We start from the raw sequence: 17026 nt of genomic DNA, 5'->3' as shown, positions 1-17026 counted from the left end.
TTATCTGCAACACAATTATAATCAAGCTTAATTTAAGCCGTTGAAAATTTGAATTAATGGTTACAAATATGATTTTGACTATTTCTATGTTTAGGCTTATGTTTTAAACATGCATAATCTTTATCTTTAATTTCATTTCCCATGAAGCTTAAAACAATGTCTGCAGAATCACCTTTACAGCCTCGTATTACATTAATTCCTGCAGTATTTAATTTATGCTTTGCCTTATTACCTATATGACCAGACAACAATGCCGTTACTCCTGCTTCTGCTAATACATTAGCAATATTAGATTTGCAACCAGAACCTTGATTCGATTCTAGTAATTGAACATCTAAAATTTCCTTATTTTCCGAAAAAATATAAATTTCATATAATTTAGATTGACCAAAATGGTCTACAATTATGTTATCAGTTGTGATTGGAACAGCAATTTTTTTCATGTTCTAAGTGATTTTCGTTATTACAATTTAATTTTCTTCGTCTTCCTTTTCCACAATGCCTCTTGCCTTCATGCAAAAACGCATCTGATGTTTTGTTTTTACAATTTCCTGATTGCTTCCCTGTTCTAGGTCCTAAATTCTCAGGGCCTTTATGGTTTAAATTTGACATAATTTATACATTTAAATTCACTAAATCTTCTGTATTACTAGGCGGACAATCATCACATTTTGGACCGTTATCCTTACCAGCAGTTAGTTTGAAACATGTTTTGCATTTATACCAATCTTCTTCAAACTCAAAATCACCACCTTCGATTAGAATGGATTTACCTTCCACAAAACCTTGTCCTATTTTTTTTAATGCACTATTATAAATTCTAGTAAGTGTTGGTCTGGAAACTTCCATTTTTTCCGCTGCCTCATCTTGAGAAAGATTATCATAAACAACCAACTTTAGCGCTTCATATTCCTCAAATTGCATAATGACATGCTCAGCATCACGAAACCGAATCCCAAACGGCTTAAATCCTAGCATTTTAGGAGGATAGTTAACTTTTCTCTTTTTCTTTGGACGTGGCATTTCTAAAACTTTATACAAAGATAATGAACTCACGTTCATAACTAGTGGTTTATTTAAAAAATTTTAACTAAATAATTCATAAGAAAAGAGAAGAAGTAACACAAGTAAACATGGATATGACATAAATTTATGGATAACATTAGTCCATAAAAAAAGCACAGTTTTAAAACTGTGCTTTTTATAAATTGTATGTACTAAAACTTAACTAGTTAAGCTCAAATTATATTTCTCGATTAGAATCCCAAGACTCTAAATAATCTTTAACCGCTTTTACAAATTGACCACCAAGAGCTCCATTGACCACTCTATGATCATAAGAATGTGATAAGTACATTTTAAAACGAATACCAATATAATCTCCTTCTGGTCCCTCAATAACAGCAGGAACTTTTCTAATAGCTCCTAAAGCTAAAATACCTACTTGAGGTTGATTAATAATTGGTGTTCCCATAATGCTTCCAAAAGTACCAACATTAGTAACCGTATAAGTTCCACCCTGTATATCATCTGGATCTAATTTTCCTAAACGTGCTCTATTAGCCAAATCGTTAACACGTTTTGCCATTCCGAATAAATTCAGTTGATCTGCATTTTTAATTACAGGCACAATTAAATTACCATCTGGTAAAGCTGCTGCCATACCAACATTTATTGCTTTCTTTTTAATGATTTTATCTCCTTGAACAGAAATATTCATCATTGGAAACTCTTTTAACGCCTTAGTTACGGCTTCCATAAAGATTGGAGTAAAGGTAAGGTTCTCGCCTTCACGCTTCATAAAGTCGTCCTTCACTTTCTTTCTCCAATTCCAAATATTAGTTACATCAGCCTCAATAAAGGATTGTACATGTGCAGAAGTTTGCACTGAATCTACCATATATTTTGCAATGAGTTTCCCCATTCTGGTCATTTCAATAACCTCATCACCTCCTGAGACTACAATTGGTTTCTCAGTAGGCTTTTCAGCTACCTTCTCTTGCTTAGGTTTTTCAACACTTGGAGTAATATTCTGTACAACCTCTTCTTTTTTAGTTGAAATTGGCTCTGCTTTTGGTGCTGCTGCAGTTTCAATTGCTGGAGTCGCAGGACTTGGTGCAGAACTACGAGCATCTAAATACGCTTTAATATCATTTTTAGTAACACGATCATCTTTTCCTGATCCTGGAATAGTATCTAATTCGGCTTGAGAAATGCCTTCTTGTTTTGCTATATTTTTAACTAATGGAGAATAAAAACGATCTTCAGTAGAAACTACTGGCTCTACTGATGTTTTAGCAGCTACAACAGTTTGTGCAACTTCAGCAACGACTTTTGGTTCTATAGGTTCAGCAACTTTTTCTGGTTCTACTGCCGCAGCTTTCACTTCAACAGTGCTACCTCCTTCAGTTTCTATAACCGCAATAGTTTGCCCTACTTGTACTACATCATCTACACTAAATAGTTTTTCAACTAAAACTCCATCTACTTCACTTGGAACTTCACTATCTACTTTGTCTGTAGCAATTTCTAAAACAGCTTCATCTGCTTCAATTGTATCTCCAACATCTTTAAGCCATGAGGTTATGGTTGCTTCTGCAACACTCTCTCCCATTTTAGGTAACTTAAGCTCGAACTTTGCCATATATATAATTTGAAGGTCTTTATTTTGTAATCGGCTGCAAAATTAATAAAAAAACACTTGATTTGTTGGTTTTTATTCAATTATTACATCCTAGAAATGTAGCACTTCACCTCTGTTTGTAGCACTATCACTTCCGATGATAAATTTACTGCTTTTTGGTAGAAATCTAAAAACAATATTTTCTTGTATTGATTTATGTTTCATATCTATTATTACAGCATTCACTTTCAACATATTAAAGTCGTAAACCAACATGCTGTTATTTTTTATTTTACCGTGTAAGATCTCACTGATCTCAATTGGCTTTGGCAATTGCTTCTCTAAGGCAAACTGACTACTTTTAATATAAACGTACGATCTTTCTGATTTTATATTAATTTTCTTAGGAGCTCTACGTGTTAAATAGGCCAATTTTATACCCAAACCTACAACAGCATTAAAAACCAGATTTTGTTTAAAATGCTTTTTATAGAAAATCTGCATTGCACCATAAAAACGTTTGGCATATTTAATATCTTTTAAAGTACTTTCTCCCTTGAAATGAATTACAGTGGTTTCTCCAAAATAATAATTATCATAACCAGATTTTAATACTTTATACGATAAATCAATATCTTCTCCATACATAAAATAAGCTTCATCAAAGCCACCAACAGATTCGTATACATCTTTTTTGAGCCACATAAATGCTCCTACTAAAATATCAACTTTTCCTATGTTTTCTATAGCAATGTGATTTGCATAGTAATCACTAGCATTGCCTAATACTTTTTTAAGAGATACTTTTGGTGTTGGCACATTACGTTTACTTTCAGGAAGAAATTTACCCTTACCATCAATAAGCTGACATCCCACAATACCAATGTTATCTTTAGAATCTGTAAAATCAATAAGTTTTGTAAATGTATCTTCTGAAACTACTGTATCTGGGTTAAGAATACACAAATACTCGCCTTTAGCTTGAGCGACTCCTAAATTATTACCTTTTGAAAAGCCTGAATTCTCTTTATTCTCAATCAATGATACAGTAGGAAACAGCTCCTTAACCATAGCACAACTATCATCTGAAGAATTATTATCAACAACTATAATTTCAGCATCAATATCAGCGATGGCAGCCTCCACACTTTTTAGACATAATTCTAAAAAGTAGCGTACATTATAATTTAATATGATGACAGATAATTTCAATATTTCATCAAGATTTTAAAGAGGCTTCAAAAGGCACACGGTCTATAATACTGCGACCTAAAGTAATCTCATCGGTATATTCTAATTCATTTCCGGCAGCAACTCCTCGTGCAATAGTTGATGTTGCAATGTTATAATCTTGTATTTGTCGGAAGATATAGAAGTTTGTTGTATCTCCTTCCATGGTTGGACTCATTGCAAAGATTAATTCTTTTACTTGTCCTGTTTTTACTTTTTCTACTAATGACGAGATATTTAAATCTTGTGGCCCAATGCCATCCATTGGAGATATTTTTCCGCCTAACACATGATACAATCCTTTAAAAGAACTTGTATTCTCTACAGCCATTACATCTCTAATATCTTCAACGACACAAATAAGTTCGCTATTTCTATTAGGATTTTCGCAAATCTCACAAAGAACACTATCGCTAATGTTATGACATGATTTACAGAAATTAATTTCTCGTCTCACCTTAGACAATGCATCTGCCAATTGAAATGTTTGACTTTCTGGTTGTCTTAATAAATGTAAAACCAAACGTAATGCTGTACGCTTACCAATTCCTGGTAATTGTGACATTTCGTTAACTGCGTTTTCTAAGAGTTTTGATGAAAATTCCATGAGCGCGAAGGTACAGATTTTTAGGCACAAAAAAGTCCAATCACTAGTACTTTGCAATTGGACTTTTTAAAAGTTAAACGATTTTATTTTAAAATGAGTATTTTTATTATTTCACCTTTAGATGTATTTAATTTCACAAAATAAACTCCAGTATTAAATGCTGAAGTATCAATTTTGTATTCATTTGATAAATTTACATTTTTACTATAAAACATAAGTTTACCAAGTGTATCGTAGATTCTTACAGCGACACCTTCATTTGCATTCCATTTTAAATATACTTCGTTCTTTGCAGGATTTGGGTATAGCGAAAAATTATTTAATTCAAAATCATTTACACTTAATGTTTCATCATAAAGACTAGATCTCCATAACCCTCTGCCATATGTTGCAGCATACAATTTACCTTCCACTGCGTTAATTTCAAGTTCATTAATTCTAACATTTGGCAATCCATTGCTAAAAGGAGACCAAGTATCACCTAAATCATTATCCGTATAATAGATGCCATAATTCATACCAACATAAAGTCCGTCTTTACCATTATTTTGCCAAGTTAGAGCTTGAGCAGAAAAATTTGGTAAGTCCCAAAGAATAGACGTCCAAGTTATACCATGATCTGTACTTATATAAACTTTTTGATTGTTTGTTGTAGCAATTGCAATTTTATCAGAATCTGTAGGATGAACAGCAATTTCATTAATTCGTCCTCCTCCTATACTGAAAGAAGATTGCAACCAACTTGCTCCTCCGTTAGTAGTATACCAAAATTCACCATTAATAGACAAATACATTTTACTATTATCTGTAGGCGCTACTTTAAAATGGTCTATATCAGCCCCAAAATTTGAAGAAATAGAGATCCAATTATCACCTCCATCAATAGATTTATAAACTTCATCAAAAGCACAATATATTACATTTTGAATAATAGGATCTTGCTCAAAAGGTACTACCCAATTCCAGTTATAATCACCGCCTTTATCATCTGGTTGAGTAAGATAAGCGATATTACCACCTCCATTGTAACTTTTTACAAAAGAACCAAATTGCGAAGTGCCGTAAATAGTTTGTGAACTGTTTTTATCCACAAAACCTTCCATACCATCTGCGCCCCACCAATCTGTCCAATTTCCATTTAACCCAAGCACTGAAGAACCATTATCTTGAGAACCTCCAGTAACAACAACAATATTTGTTTGACTTACTCCAATTTTATAAAATTGTCGAATTCCTAAACCAGCAGTTAAATCCGTATAATAATTATTATTTACAAGAGTTGGATTATCTGCTCTATAAATTCCTCCATCAGATCCTACTAAAAGTTTCACATTAGAACCAGTGCCAACAAACTCTAGAATATCTATGTCTGCATGACAATAACCTATATTTTGATTATTAGAATTGAAAGGCGTCCACTGTGATGTAATAGTAAAATTAACTCCACCATTTATTGACCTCCAAGTATTAATTCCTGCAATATGGACATCATTAATATTATTAGGATTTATAGCAATATCCATATCTCTTGGAGCCTGCCCTCTATCATCCTCTGCCAAAGAATCATAACCAAAATAATTTTTATCAGTATGATCTAATTTTGTAAAACTAACACCACTATCTATTGATTTATACAACCCTCCAAATAAGCCACTTGCTGCTTCTAATACATACACTACCGATGGATCATTTAAAGAAACACCAATCATTTTAGGTCCTGTTGAAAATTGATTAATACTAGTTCCATCTATTTTAGAAAAACTTACTCCATTATCTATCGATTTAAAAAAAATATTTCCAGAAGCATATATAGTACTTGGATCACCCGGTTTAAATTCAAAATCAAAGCCTGTATTAGAACTAACATGAATTAATGACCAAGACAAACCACCATCCATAGATTTATAAAGACCATTACCTTGAGAACTAGCATATATTATTAAATCATCCGTTGGGTGAATTAAAATTTTATTTACTTGACCACCTCCAGGTAAGCTACTATGCAGTGACCATGTAGATCCTCCATTAATGGATTTAAATATTGAACCATTCCTTGAACCCCAATAATAGGTTGAATTGTTTACAGGATCTATGGCAAGTGCATATACATCCATATTAGCTAGATTATCAGTTAGTACTGTCCAAGTCATTCCACCATCCAAACTTTTCCAAACTCCACCTGTCTCGCTTCCAACTATAATATGATTTTGATTTCCATTTTCTGTCGCAATAGAAGTAATCCTGCCCACACCTGGATTATAACCTGAAGTCGCATTCCAATAGGTTGGTCCCATTTCTTCCCAAGTACCAACAACAGTTCTCGCTAGTAATCCTTCATTATTTATTCTCGCATTGTAGTTTTCTAATTCATCATAATAAAACTCCGGAGACTTTAATTTTCCTGTTTCGTCCATTGCACGTTCCGCAAAATACTGCCAACGTCTAAAAGGTTTATAGCCTCTTCCACGTTCTCTTCCTACGGAATCAAAGTGACGCTCTGCTACTTCTACTATATCTTCAACTGTATTTGTCCCTTCGGCAATAAGCTGCTTAAAATCTTGAGCAAAGAGACTCAATCCGAACAGCATAAACGTAGTTAAGCAGATAATCTTTTTCATAAATAATTAGTTTTTAAAGCAGTCTTTTTTTTCAAATGTACTACTTTTCAAAAATATTACTAAAACTTTATACTTCATGTCACCAACATCAATCTTATTATTAATTGCATGTTACTTCGGATTGCTCATTCTGATCTCTTATTTTACAGGAAAGGAAGATTCTAATGATGCTTTTTTTAAAGCGAATAAGTCTGCACCTTGGTATTTAGTGGCATTTGGTATGATTGGAGCTTCATTATCTGGAGTAACTTTTATTTCTGTTCCTGGTGCAATAGAAGCCAAACAATTTGGTTATTTACAAGTTGTTTTTGGTTACTTTTTTGGCTACCTCATAATTGCGTATGTATTGCTTCCTCTATATTATAAATTGAACCTCACCTCTATTTACACCTATTTAAAAGATCGTTTTGGAATTGTGAGTTACAAAACTGGTTCTGTTGCTTTTTTAATTTCTAGAACTGTCGGTGCGGCTTTCCGCTTATTTTTAGTTGCTAAGGTATTACAACTTTTAGTGTTTGATCTTTTTGATATTCCATTTGCTATTACCGTAATGATTACTATTGCGTTAATTTGGCTATACACATTTAAAGGAGGTATAAAAACCATCATTTTTACAGATACGCTTCAAACTTTATTCATGTTGGTTTCTGTAGTTGTAACAATTGCTTTTTTAGCTTCAGCTTTAGATTTAAACAGTATTGGAGATATTGTAACATACACCAAAGAAAGTAACCTGAGTAAAGTTTTCTTTTTTGAGGACAGCAATGATTCTCAATATTTTTGGAAGAGTTTTTTATCTGGTGTATTTATTACGATAACCATGACTGGCTTAGACCAAGACATGATGCAGAAAAACCTGACTTGCCGTAATCTAAAAGATGCTCAGAAAAACATGGTCACTTTTAGCATTGTTTTAATTTTTGTAAATATTCTATTCTTAATCCTTGGACTGATGCTTACACAATATGCAGCAAAAAATGGAATTACAGCTTCAAAGGACGATTTATTTCCAACAATTGCTATGCTTCCTGAAATAGGAATTATCACCTCTGCATTCTTTTTACTAGGTTTAATTGCGGCAGCATACTCTAGTGCAGATTCCGCATTAACATCATTAACCACCTCTTTTTGTTTTGATATTTTAGATATTGAAAACAAACCTGAAACTGAAAGAAAAGGCCTAAGAAAACGTGTACATATTGGCTTTAGTTTTGCACTCGTTTTAGTAATCTTATTATTTGATTTAATTTTTAAAGATGTGTCCGTAATTTGGGAGCTATTCAAAGCTGCTGGTTATACATATGGACCACTATTGGGATTATTTGCTTTTGGCCTAATTACTAAATACAAAATTAAAGATAAGTTGGTATGGGTTGTTGCCATTGCTGCTCCACTTGTTTCTTACCTCATTAATATATATTCAAAAGAATTATTTAATGGGCATGAAATAGGATTTGAAATATTAATTTACAATGGCTTAATAATGTTTTTAGGACTCTTTCTTATAAAAAAGAAAGCTTAATACTGATTTGTGCCTAATAAAACCAACGTACAAGCCACTTCAAATTCAATATTATTTTGCTTTAATAGATTATAAAATTCCGAGTTTTCTGTTCCTGGATTAAAAATAACACGATTAGGATTTAGACCTATAATATAATCATAATATGGTTTTTGACGCATAGGATTTAGGTACAACGTTACTGTGTCAATATCCTTATATGGCATTAATTCAGTATCTATAGACACATCTTCAACCATTCCTGATTTTAACCCAAAAGCTTTAACATCATGCTTATACTTTCTTAATCTTTTAATTGCAATATTAGAATAACGTTCAGGCTTTAATGAAGCTCCAATAACTAGTGTTTTTTTGTTCATAATGTTAAAAAGATGTTAAGATAATTTAAAAGAGTAACATAATGTAAAAGTAGTCGTCTAGTATATAATAAACTATCATATCAATCAAAAAATCAATCAAAAATGAAGCATTTCTTACTAATGCTTGTACTAGTTTCATCAACTATTATAAGCGCACAACCCAACTCCAATCTAGATATTAAAAGCGGTTCTGTATCTGGCCGTGTTATCGATGCAGAACTTAACGAACCTTTACCTTATGTAAATATTGTTATTAAAGATGCTGCAAACAAAATCATTACAGGCGGAATTACCAATAACGATGGCACCTTTAAAATTGAAAATATTCCTGAAGGCAATGTTCTCGTTTCCATTCAGTTTGTAGGTTACCAAACTTTAGATAAAAGCATAACCATTGGCAAAGGAAATTACAAAGTAGATATTGGAGACGTTAAACTTGAAGAAGAAGCTACAGGTTTAGATGAAGTAACTATTGTTGCAGATGTTTCTACTATTCAACAAAAAGTAGATCGCAAAGTAATTACCATTGGTAAAGATTTACAAACGGCTGGCGCAAATGCTAGTGAGATTATGAATAACTTACCTTCGGTTAGTGTAGATCAACAATCTGGTGCCATAAGTTTACGTGGCAATCAGAATGTTCGTGTTATGGTTGATGGAAAATTATCAAACATTCCTGCTGAACAATTACTAAAACAAATTCCATCAACATCTATTAAAAGTATTGAATTAATTACTAATCCTTCAGCAAAATACAATCCTGAAGGCATGAGCGGTTTTATAAATATTGTACTTCATAAAAACACACAAATTGGTTTTAACGGAAACATTAACGTTGGATTAGCTTATGATATTGAACCAAAATTCAATGGTTCTATTGATGCTAATTACCGAAACGGAAAATTCAATTTATATGGTTCATACAGCAATAGTGTTGCAAAAAATGACAATTATGGATATATAAATAGAACAGAGCAAGACATTGAACAAAACTTTGATATACTTAATAATAACAAATCGAATCTGTTTAAAGTTGGATTGGATTATTATTTGAATAAGAAGAATACCATTTCAATTTTTACCAATCAGAATATATTTGATGGTTGGACAACATCGAATTCTCATATTAACTACCTTACAAATTCTACACTTAATGAAACGCAATTTGCAAGTGCAAATAACGAAAACAATTCACAGCAATATAATTTTAATTACAAGCACGATTTTAATGAGGAAGGTCATAATATTGAACTCGAAGTTGACCACAATGTATACGACGGTTTAGGAGATACTAATAATGTATTTTTCAGTGCGCAGCGTCCAAACTTTATAGAAGACACAGATACGGACAGAAAAAATACAACTATAAATTTAGATTATGTAAATCCTTTATCTGAATCTTCAAAACTAGAATTAGGTTTAGAAGCACGTTTATTTGATACAGATATATTTTACGAATCTAATGCAAGAGAGCAGAATGAGGCTGAAGAATACATCCCAACAACCACACGTTTTAATTATGCTAGAGATATTTATTCTGCTTACGCAACCTATGGTAAAACTATAGAAAAATGGAGCTACCAAGTTGGTTTAAGAGCAGAAACGGTTACTGTAGATTCTGATGCGTTTAAAAAAGATTTAGATTCTGGTGACGAACTAAACTCCGTTTTTAAGAATGATTATTTTGAACTATATCCTTCTGCATTTGCAACCTATACTCCTTCTGAAAAGAATTCATACCAATTTAGTTATAGTCGACGAATTGACCGTCCAGGAATTGGGCAAGTTAATCCGTTACCCGAATGGAATACATCATTGATTTCGCAATTTGGAAATCAGGAATTACGTCCTCAATTTACTAATTCTGTTGAAGTAAATTACACTAGACAACTCGAAAAAGGGAGCATAACAGCTGGTGTATTTTACAGAATTATTGAAGATGAAATTCAACAAGCCATTTTAATCGACAGAGCAGATCCAGAACGTTTAATTCTTACCAATTTAAATTTTGATAACACATCAGCTTATGGTATAGAATTATCATCTAATTACCGACCAACTGAATGGTGGAGTATTAATGCAAGTTTCGATTTATTTTCTCAAACCCAAAAGAGTTTAGCAGAATCATTTGACAATGGAGATATTGTTTTAAATACAGTTGAAGTAGATAATATAGCATGGAACGTAAGAGCATTTAACAATTTTCAAGTGAGTAAAAGCTTAAGTTTTTCAGCCTTTGGAATGTACCGAGGAAAGAATAAAAACATTCAATTTGAAATGAGCGACATGCTTATGGTTAATTTAGGAATGCGCTATAGTTTTCTGGAAGACAACAGAGCTAGCTTTAGTTTGAGTTATAATGATATTTTTGATACAATGTATGCGGAATTTAATGGACAAAGACCATACGTACAACAAGGCCAATTTAATTGGGAGAGTCAACAAATTTCAGGACGATTATCTTACCGTTTTGGAGGTGGAAAATACAGAGCCAAATCTCGTAAACAACGAGACAATGACGTAAAAAATGGCGGAGGTATGTTTTAAACAAATATTTAATAGTTAACATAATTAGTTGATGGTTAGTGAAAGTGTTTAACTATTAAATTAAGAAAGCCCGAAACGTAAGTTTCGGGTTTTTGTTAAATACGCGTTAAATGTAGTTATCTATGAAATAAAACAGACCTTTTTACGTCTATAGTAATGAGATAAGTTTTTAAGTAATGATTATAAATTAAGTTTTATAATAGTGTTAGTTAAAGTTGGTTAATAGTTGGAAAGTCCAGACAAAAAAATGTCTGGACTTTTTTTGTCATACCAATAAATGTTAAAGATTATTATAAATATCAAAACCCATCTGTTACTACAGATGGGTTTTGCCCTAACTAAACTAAATTAATCTTAATTACAACCGCTTAAAATAATAATTAAGATCTCCTACTAAGATTATAAAAGCGAGTTTGCTTTTATATACGGTATTTACGCACAAGAATCACTTTTGGATGTTTCTGTTTTAAATTTTTAGATAATTTTATGATATAAGCTAAAAACTTATTAAAACCATAGCGCTATTCTGCTTAGTTTCTAATACTGAAACAAGTTATAGCACTTTGTATTATTTAAAATTTTGATGTGATTTCTGACTTTGTAGATATTTAAAGCAACTTAGCCTCTTCCCAAAACACATCCATTTCTGAAAGTGTCATGTCCTTTAGAGATTTGTTTAAATCTTTAGCTTTGCCTTCAAGATATTGAAAGCGTTTAATGAATTTTTTATTGGTACGTTCTAATGCATTTTCAGGATTTACGTTAAGAAAGCGTGCATAATTAATCATTGAAAACATAACATCACCAAACTCGCTTTCAATAGCATCTTGATCGCCTTTTGCGATTTCAACTTTAAGTTCTGCTAACTCCTCTTCTACTTTTGCAAAAACCTGTTCTGGCTCTTCCCAATCAAAGCCTACACCAGCAACTTTTTCTTGTATTCGGCTCGCTTTAACCATAGCAGGCAAGCTTTTAGGCACGCCTTCTAGAACACTTGTTTTACCTTCTTTAAGCTTTAACTGTTCCCAATTACGTTTTACTTCAGCTTCATCTTTAACAACCACATCACCGTAAATATGTGGATGACGATCTATCAATTTATCGCAAATACTGTTACAAACATCTGCAATATCAAAATCGTTAGTTTCACTTCCTATTTTAGAATAAAACACAATATGAAGCAAAACATCTCCCAATTCTTTTTTAACCTCTTCTAAATCTTTATCAAGAATAGCATCACCAAGTTCGTAAACCTCTTCAATAGTGAGATGGCGTAAAGATTCCATGGTTTGTTTCTTATCCCAAGGACATTGCTCACGCAACTCATCCATGATATTTAACAAACGCTCAAAGGCTTTTAATTGGGCTGCTTTTTCTGACATAAATTCAGTATAAAATAGGTTCTCAATACAATTTTTATTCTGAAAAATTATACAACAAAAATCACTCGAACTGACGTACTATTTATTCTTCTTCGTCAGAAACTTTTTTGTCTTCTTTAGATTCTTCAAGTGAGTCTAAAAGATTGTTTTTTTGAAGTAAATTGTACCATTGTACAACCTTCTTAATATCTGATGGATATACACGATCTTCATCATAATCTGGTAATACTTCAAAGAAAAATTCTTCTAAAGTATCTTTTCCGTCTTTATGACTAATTGATGTTGGATTACCACCTTCTTTTTCCTTAACCTTTTTAAGTACATCTCTTAAAGGTACTTCTTCAGCTAAAGTATAAATAGCGATTTCACTAAGAATACTAATATTACTATGCGCACCAACAGTAATACGTTTTTTGTCAATTAACGACTCTACAACAGCACCTGTTCTGGTTTGCGTAACGATTTGGTATAAACCTGGTTTTCCAGAAATGGATAAAATTTTGTCTAAGCTCATATATATATTATTAACGTTTTTTACTCATAAGAGGAAAACGCATTTTGTAATCAATTTTAATCTTACCTTTTGAAATATTAGTTAAGCGACCTTTTATTAAACGCTTTTTGAATGATGATAATTTATCGGTAAATAACACACCTTCTATATGATCATATTCGTGTTGAATTACTCTAGCAATTAAGCCATCATATTCTTCAATATGTGTATCAAAATTCTCATCTTGATATTGAATTTTAATCTTTGGTTGTCTCAAAACATCTTCCCTTACATCTGGAATACTCAAACAGCCTTCATTGAAAGACCATTCTTCCCCTTCTTCTTCTAAAATTTTAGCATTAATGAATGTTTTTTTGAAATTTTTCATTTGCTCTCTTTCTTTTTCAGAAAGATCTTCATCATCAGCAAAAGGGCTAGCATCTACTAAAAATAAGCGAATTGCCAAACCAATTTGAGGTGCAGCTAAACCAACACCATACGCACCATACATGGTTTCGTACATATTATCAATAAGTTCAGAAAGTTTAGGATAATCTTTATCAATTTCCTTAGCCTCTTTCTTTAAAACTGCATCGCCATAAGCTACGATAGGTAAAATCATATTTTGTTTATTTTCGGGTGCAAAAGTACCAATTTCTGTGATAATAATTCTAAAATTAAAGCTAAATTACTTAGATATTTCATTGCTAACATCACTGACTAACCTCTTTCAAATGATCTTCAATAACACAGAGTATAACTCTAAGTTATAAAAATGCTCAATTTTATATAACATTAAAGTTTAGAATAAATTGCTAGAAAGATAACTTTGCAAAATTAGAGTCGCACTAATCTCATCAATCAATGCTTTGTTTTTTCTCTGCTTTTTCTTTAATCCGCTATCAATCATAGATTGAAATGCCATTTTAGATGTAAAACGCTCATCCACACGATCTACAGGAATATTAGGAATCGCCTTTGCCAATTGTACTAAAAACTTCTGAATATAAACTTCACTTTCTGAAGCTGTATTATCCATTTGTTTAGGTAAGCCAACTACAATTTTTTCAACCTTTTCTTTTGTAATATAGTCTTTTAGAAACTGAAGTAATTCTTTGGTATCAACAGTGGTTAATCCTGATGCAATAATTTGCATTTCGTCTGTAATTGCTATACCTGTTCGTTTTGTACCATAATCAATGGCTAATATTCTTCCCATACTTACAAAGATACAGTAATTAAAAAACGCCTCTTATAAAAAGAAGCGTTTTAATAGATAACCAATCTAAATAAACCAATTTTATGATATTATTCCCTCTAAAAATAAATCATTTCATCAATCACTTTTAAGACACCTAATATTTAATTAAGTCACATTATTTAAACTTAAAAAAAAGAAAACCCCTAAAAAGGGGAAAGGGGTTTTCGAAATTAGCTATTAATTAAATTCTCCGATAAAATTATTATGAATAAATTATCATCCGTTTAATCTATAGTTAAGACACTACTAATTTTAATAAGTCACATTTATACTTAATAATTTTGATATTATTTTTCCAAATACATTTCTAACACAGTTAAATACCAAACAAATACAACAATAAACTCGCACATTGCTACTCTTTTATAGATATCAAAAAATTTATTATTCATTTATTTAGTGCCCACTATTTTTCGTTTAAGCTCGTATTATTTGAAAAAAATTTTTTGATGGCTATTTATGGACTTATCTTTGAACTTAATTTTTTTACTTTATTCCTTATGAAACAATTACAATCTATAATAGAAAATGCTTGGAACGATCGTTCACTTTTAACTAATAAAGAGACTATAGACGCTATTAGAAATGTCATAGACCTTGTTGATGCAGGCACATTGAGAGTCGCAGAACCAACGGATAATGGTTGGCAAGTAAATGAATGGGTAAAAAAAGCCGTTGTTTTATATTTCCCAATTCAGAAAATGGAAACATTTGAAGTTGGCATTTTTGAATATCATGATAAAATTCCACTAAAACGTGGTTATGCAGAAAAAGGTATCAGAGTTGTTCCTCATGCTGTAGCAAGACATGGTGCTTATATTTCTTCTGGTACTATTTTAATGCCAAGTTATGTAAATATTGGTGCTTATGTAGATGAAGGCACTATGGTAGACACATGGGCAACGGTTGGTAGTTGTGCACAGATTGGTAAAAATGTTCACCTTTCTGGAGGTGTTGGTATTGGTGGTGTTTTAGAACCATTACAAGCGGCTCCTGTTATTATTGAAGATGGTGCTTTTATTGGCAGTCGTTGTATTGTTGTTGAAGGTGTACGTGTAGAAAAAGAAGCGGTTTTAGGTGCTAACGTTGTTTTAACAATGAGTACTAAAATTATAGATGTTACTGGTGACGAACCTGTAGAAACTAAAGGTGTTGTACCTGCACGTTCTGTAGTGATTCCTGGTAGCTATACTAAAAAGTTTGCTGCTGGCGAATTTCAAGTACCATGTGCTTTAATTATTGGTAAGCGAAAAGAAAGCACCAATAAAAAAACCTCTTTAAACGATGCTTTACGTGAGTATGATGTAGCTGTATAAGCGTCAGTAAGACATATAAAGAAACAACCATTAGGTACAATAAAAAAGCTATGGTGAGGTGAATTATAGTAGAATTTACACTATTAAAAGGCACAATATAATTATATTACATTTGTTAAAACCATATAAATAATGTCTAATAAAATACGTAGATTCTTCTTAAAGCATTTGAGAAAAATGCGTTTTTTACCATCTAAAATGTACGTACATTATCACTACGAATATTTTTCTGGTAAAAAATTAAACTTGGACAACCCAAAAGAGTTTAATGAGAAAATTGAATGGTACAAGGTGTTTTATCGTCCAAAAATCTTAAATCAATTAGTAGATAAATATGCTGTTAGAGATTTTGTAGAAAATAAAATTGGTGCTCAATATCTCAATGAGGTTTACGGTGTTTATGAAAACGCTGAAGATGTCCCTTTTGATGATTTACCTAATAAATTTGCAATAAAAGCAACACATACTAGTAGTCATAACCTCATAGTCACAGATAAAAAAACGCTCGATAAAACTAAAGCACTTAAATTATTTAAGAAATGGCTAAGTAAAAATCAATATTACAGAATAGGACAAGAATGGGCTTATAAAGATGTACCTCCTAGACTAATAATTGAGAAGTTTTTAAAAGAGGATGATAAAACTTCACTTGTGGATTACAAATTTTACTGTTTTGACGGTAAAGCTCAGTTTATAGATGTTCATATAGATAGAGAGGAAGACCACAAGCAAGGCTGTTTTGATTTAGATTTTAATTTATTACCTTTTGGAAAAAGTTCTAGTTATAAAAGTATTTCTTCAGAAATAGAAAAACCTATTAATCTAGAGGAGATGATAAATTGCGCTGAAACTTTGGCTGAAAACATACCATTTGTAAGGGTAGATTTTTATTCTATAAACGGAAAAACAATTTTTGGTGAAATGACTTTTTACCCCTCTGATGCTAGAAAAGCTTTTTACCCTGAAGAATACAATACTATTATTGGCAATTATTTTAAGTTACCTAAATTAAACAAAGGGCAACAAATCATCACCTAAATATGTTAAATCCTATTTTTGATTTAAGCT

Annotated in this window: 16 protein-coding genes; 4 read left to right on the top strand and 12 right to left on the bottom strand. The window is 31.8% G+C overall.

What is annotated here, in order from left to right:
* Nucleotides 1-53 precede the first annotated feature (53 nt).
* The 7 genes from ACJJVO_RS01325 to ACJJVO_RS01295 form a co-directional block, all read right to left on the bottom strand.
* The gene (locus tag ACJJVO_RS01325) at nt 54-443 is read right to left on the bottom strand and encodes a NifB/NifX family molybdenum-iron cluster-binding protein (protein ID WP_405569509.1); all 390 of its coding nucleotides are present in this window, start codon (nt 441-443) and stop codon (nt 54-56) included.
* Nucleotides 412-612: a DUF5320 family protein gene (locus ACJJVO_RS01320; protein ID WP_405569507.1), complete on the bottom strand. Its 201-nt coding sequence runs from the start codon at nt 610-612 to the stop codon at nt 412-414. The genes ACJJVO_RS01325 and ACJJVO_RS01320 overlap by 32 nt, the downstream gene beginning before the upstream one ends.
* 3 nt (nt 613-615) lie before the next feature.
* Nucleotides 616-1056, bottom strand: coding sequence for a DUF134 domain-containing protein (locus ACJJVO_RS01315; protein WP_405569504.1), 441 nt, complete (start codon nt 1054-1056; stop codon nt 616-618).
* A gap of 187 nt (nt 1057-1243) precedes the next feature.
* Nucleotides 1244-2644, bottom strand: coding sequence for a dihydrolipoamide acetyltransferase family protein (locus tag ACJJVO_RS01310; protein ID WP_405569502.1), 1401 nt, complete (start codon nt 2642-2644; stop codon nt 1244-1246).
* Between the two features lie 90 nt (nt 2645-2734).
* Complete coding sequence (locus ACJJVO_RS01305) at nt 2735-3835, bottom strand: glycosyltransferase family 2 protein (protein ID WP_405569500.1); 1101 nt, start codon at nt 3833-3835, stop codon at nt 2735-2737.
* A 7-nt stretch (nt 3836-3842) separates the two neighbouring features.
* Nucleotides 3843-4460, bottom strand: coding sequence for a recombination mediator RecR (recR, locus tag ACJJVO_RS01300; RefSeq protein WP_405569498.1), 618 nt, complete (start codon nt 4458-4460; stop codon nt 3843-3845).
* 83 nt (nt 4461-4543) lie between these two features.
* Entirely contained in the window at nt 4544-7078 is a 2535-nt protein-coding gene (locus ACJJVO_RS01295) for a T9SS type A sorting domain-containing protein (RefSeq protein WP_405569495.1), read from the bottom strand.
* A 76-nt stretch (nt 7079-7154) separates the two neighbouring features.
* On the opposite strand from ACJJVO_RS01295, the gene ACJJVO_RS01290 reads away from it, so the two are divergent.
* Nucleotides 7155-8600, top strand: coding sequence for a sodium:solute symporter (locus tag ACJJVO_RS01290; RefSeq protein WP_405569492.1), 1446 nt, complete (start codon nt 7155-7157; stop codon nt 8598-8600).
* Here the strand turns inward: ACJJVO_RS01290 and ACJJVO_RS01285 are convergent.
* Nucleotides 8597-8959: a CoA-binding protein gene (locus tag ACJJVO_RS01285; RefSeq protein ID WP_405569491.1), complete on the bottom strand. Its 363-nt coding sequence runs from the start codon at nt 8957-8959 to the stop codon at nt 8597-8599. The two genes, ACJJVO_RS01290 and ACJJVO_RS01285, sit on opposite strands and share 4 nt — an antisense overlap.
* Before the next feature lie 102 nt (nt 8960-9061).
* Between ACJJVO_RS01285 and ACJJVO_RS01280 the strand changes: the two genes are divergently transcribed.
* The gene (locus tag ACJJVO_RS01280) at nt 9062-11506 is read left to right on the top strand and encodes a TonB-dependent receptor domain-containing protein (protein WP_405569488.1); all 2445 of its coding nucleotides are present in this window, start codon (nt 9062-9064) and stop codon (nt 11504-11506) included.
* A 608-nt stretch (nt 11507-12114) separates the two neighbouring features.
* Here the strand turns inward: ACJJVO_RS01280 and mazG are convergent.
* The 4 genes from mazG to ruvX form a co-directional block, all read right to left on the bottom strand.
* On the bottom strand, nt 12115-12888 hold the full coding sequence (gene mazG, locus ACJJVO_RS01275; protein ID WP_405569486.1) for a nucleoside triphosphate pyrophosphohydrolase: 774 nt from the start codon (nt 12886-12888) through the stop codon (nt 12115-12117).
* An 82-nt stretch (nt 12889-12970) separates the two neighbouring features.
* Entirely contained in the window at nt 12971-13402 is a 432-nt protein-coding gene (locus tag ACJJVO_RS01270) for a DUF5606 domain-containing protein (protein WP_405569483.1), read from the bottom strand.
* Nucleotides 13403-13412: 10 nt separating this feature from the next.
* Nucleotides 13413-14003 carry a peptide deformylase gene (def, locus tag ACJJVO_RS01265; protein WP_405569482.1) on the bottom strand — a complete coding sequence of 197 codons (591 nt, stop codon included), beginning with the start codon at nt 14001-14003 and terminating at the stop codon, nt 13413-13415.
* 180 nt (nt 14004-14183) lie between these two features.
* The gene (gene ruvX / locus ACJJVO_RS01260) at nt 14184-14600 is read right to left on the bottom strand and encodes a Holliday junction resolvase RuvX (RefSeq protein WP_405569479.1); all 417 of its coding nucleotides are present in this window, start codon (nt 14598-14600) and stop codon (nt 14184-14186) included.
* Nucleotides 14601-15142: 542 nt separating this feature from the next.
* Between ruvX and ACJJVO_RS01255 the strand changes: the two genes are divergently transcribed.
* Nucleotides 15143-15958: a 2,3,4,5-tetrahydropyridine-2,6-dicarboxylate N-succinyltransferase gene (locus ACJJVO_RS01255; protein WP_405569476.1), complete on the top strand. Its 816-nt coding sequence runs from the start codon at nt 15143-15145 to the stop codon at nt 15956-15958.
* 132 nt (nt 15959-16090) lie between these two features.
* The gene (locus tag ACJJVO_RS01250; protein ID WP_405569474.1) at nt 16091-16996 is read left to right on the top strand and encodes an ATP-grasp fold amidoligase family protein; all 906 of its coding nucleotides are present in this window, start codon (nt 16091-16093) and stop codon (nt 16994-16996) included.
* Nucleotides 16997-17026: the final 30 nt, after the last annotated feature.

The organism is Winogradskyella sp. Asnod2-B02-A (assembly GCF_045063645.1).
In the GTDB taxonomy this organism is placed as follows: domain Bacteria; phylum Bacteroidota; class Bacteroidia; order Flavobacteriales; family Flavobacteriaceae; genus Winogradskyella.
Note: the sequence above shows the minus strand (reverse complement) of the source record. Positions and strands in the feature narration are given on the sequence as shown.

Bases quoted from the DNA above. Each gene is read 5' to 3' on its own strand.
- ACJJVO_RS01325 (WP_405569509.1), bottom strand. From the start codon at position 443: ATGAAAAAAATTGCTGTTCCAATCACAACTGATAACATAATTGTAGAC.
- ACJJVO_RS01320 (WP_405569507.1), bottom strand. From the start codon at position 612: ATGTCAAATTTAAACCATAAAGGCCCTGAGAATTTAGGACCTAGAACA.
- ACJJVO_RS01310 (WP_405569502.1), bottom strand. From the start codon at position 2,644: ATGGCAAAGTTCGAGCTTAAGTTACCTAAAATGGGAGAGAGTGTTGCA.
- recR (WP_405569498.1), bottom strand. From the start codon at position 4,460: ATGGAATTTTCATCAAAACTCTTAGAAAACGCAGTTAACGAAATGTCA.
- ACJJVO_RS01295 (WP_405569495.1), bottom strand. From the start codon at position 7,078: ATGAAAAAGATTATCTGCTTAACTACGTTTATGCTGTTCGGATTGAGT.
- ACJJVO_RS01290 (WP_405569492.1), top strand. From the start codon at position 7,155: ATGTCACCAACATCAATCTTATTATTAATTGCATGTTACTTCGGATTG.
- ACJJVO_RS01285 (WP_405569491.1), bottom strand. From the start codon at position 8,959: ATGAACAAAAAAACACTAGTTATTGGAGCTTCATTAAAGCCTGAACGT.
- ACJJVO_RS01280 (WP_405569488.1), top strand. From the start codon at position 9,062: ATGAAGCATTTCTTACTAATGCTTGTACTAGTTTCATCAACTATTATA.
- mazG (WP_405569486.1), bottom strand. From the start codon at position 12,888: ATGTCAGAAAAAGCAGCCCAATTAAAAGCCTTTGAGCGTTTGTTAAAT.
- ACJJVO_RS01270 (WP_405569483.1), bottom strand. From the start codon at position 13,402: ATGAGCTTAGACAAAATTTTATCCATTTCTGGAAAACCAGGTTTATAC.
- def (WP_405569482.1), bottom strand. From the start codon at position 14,003: ATGATTTTACCTATCGTAGCTTATGGCGATGCAGTTTTAAAGAAAGAG.
- ruvX (WP_405569479.1), bottom strand. From the start codon at position 14,600: ATGGGAAGAATATTAGCCATTGATTATGGTACAAAACGAACAGGTATA.
- ACJJVO_RS01255 (WP_405569476.1), top strand. From the start codon at position 15,143: ATGAAACAATTACAATCTATAATAGAAAATGCTTGGAACGATCGTTCA.
- ACJJVO_RS01250 (WP_405569474.1), top strand. From the start codon at position 16,091: ATGTCTAATAAAATACGTAGATTCTTCTTAAAGCATTTGAGAAAAATG.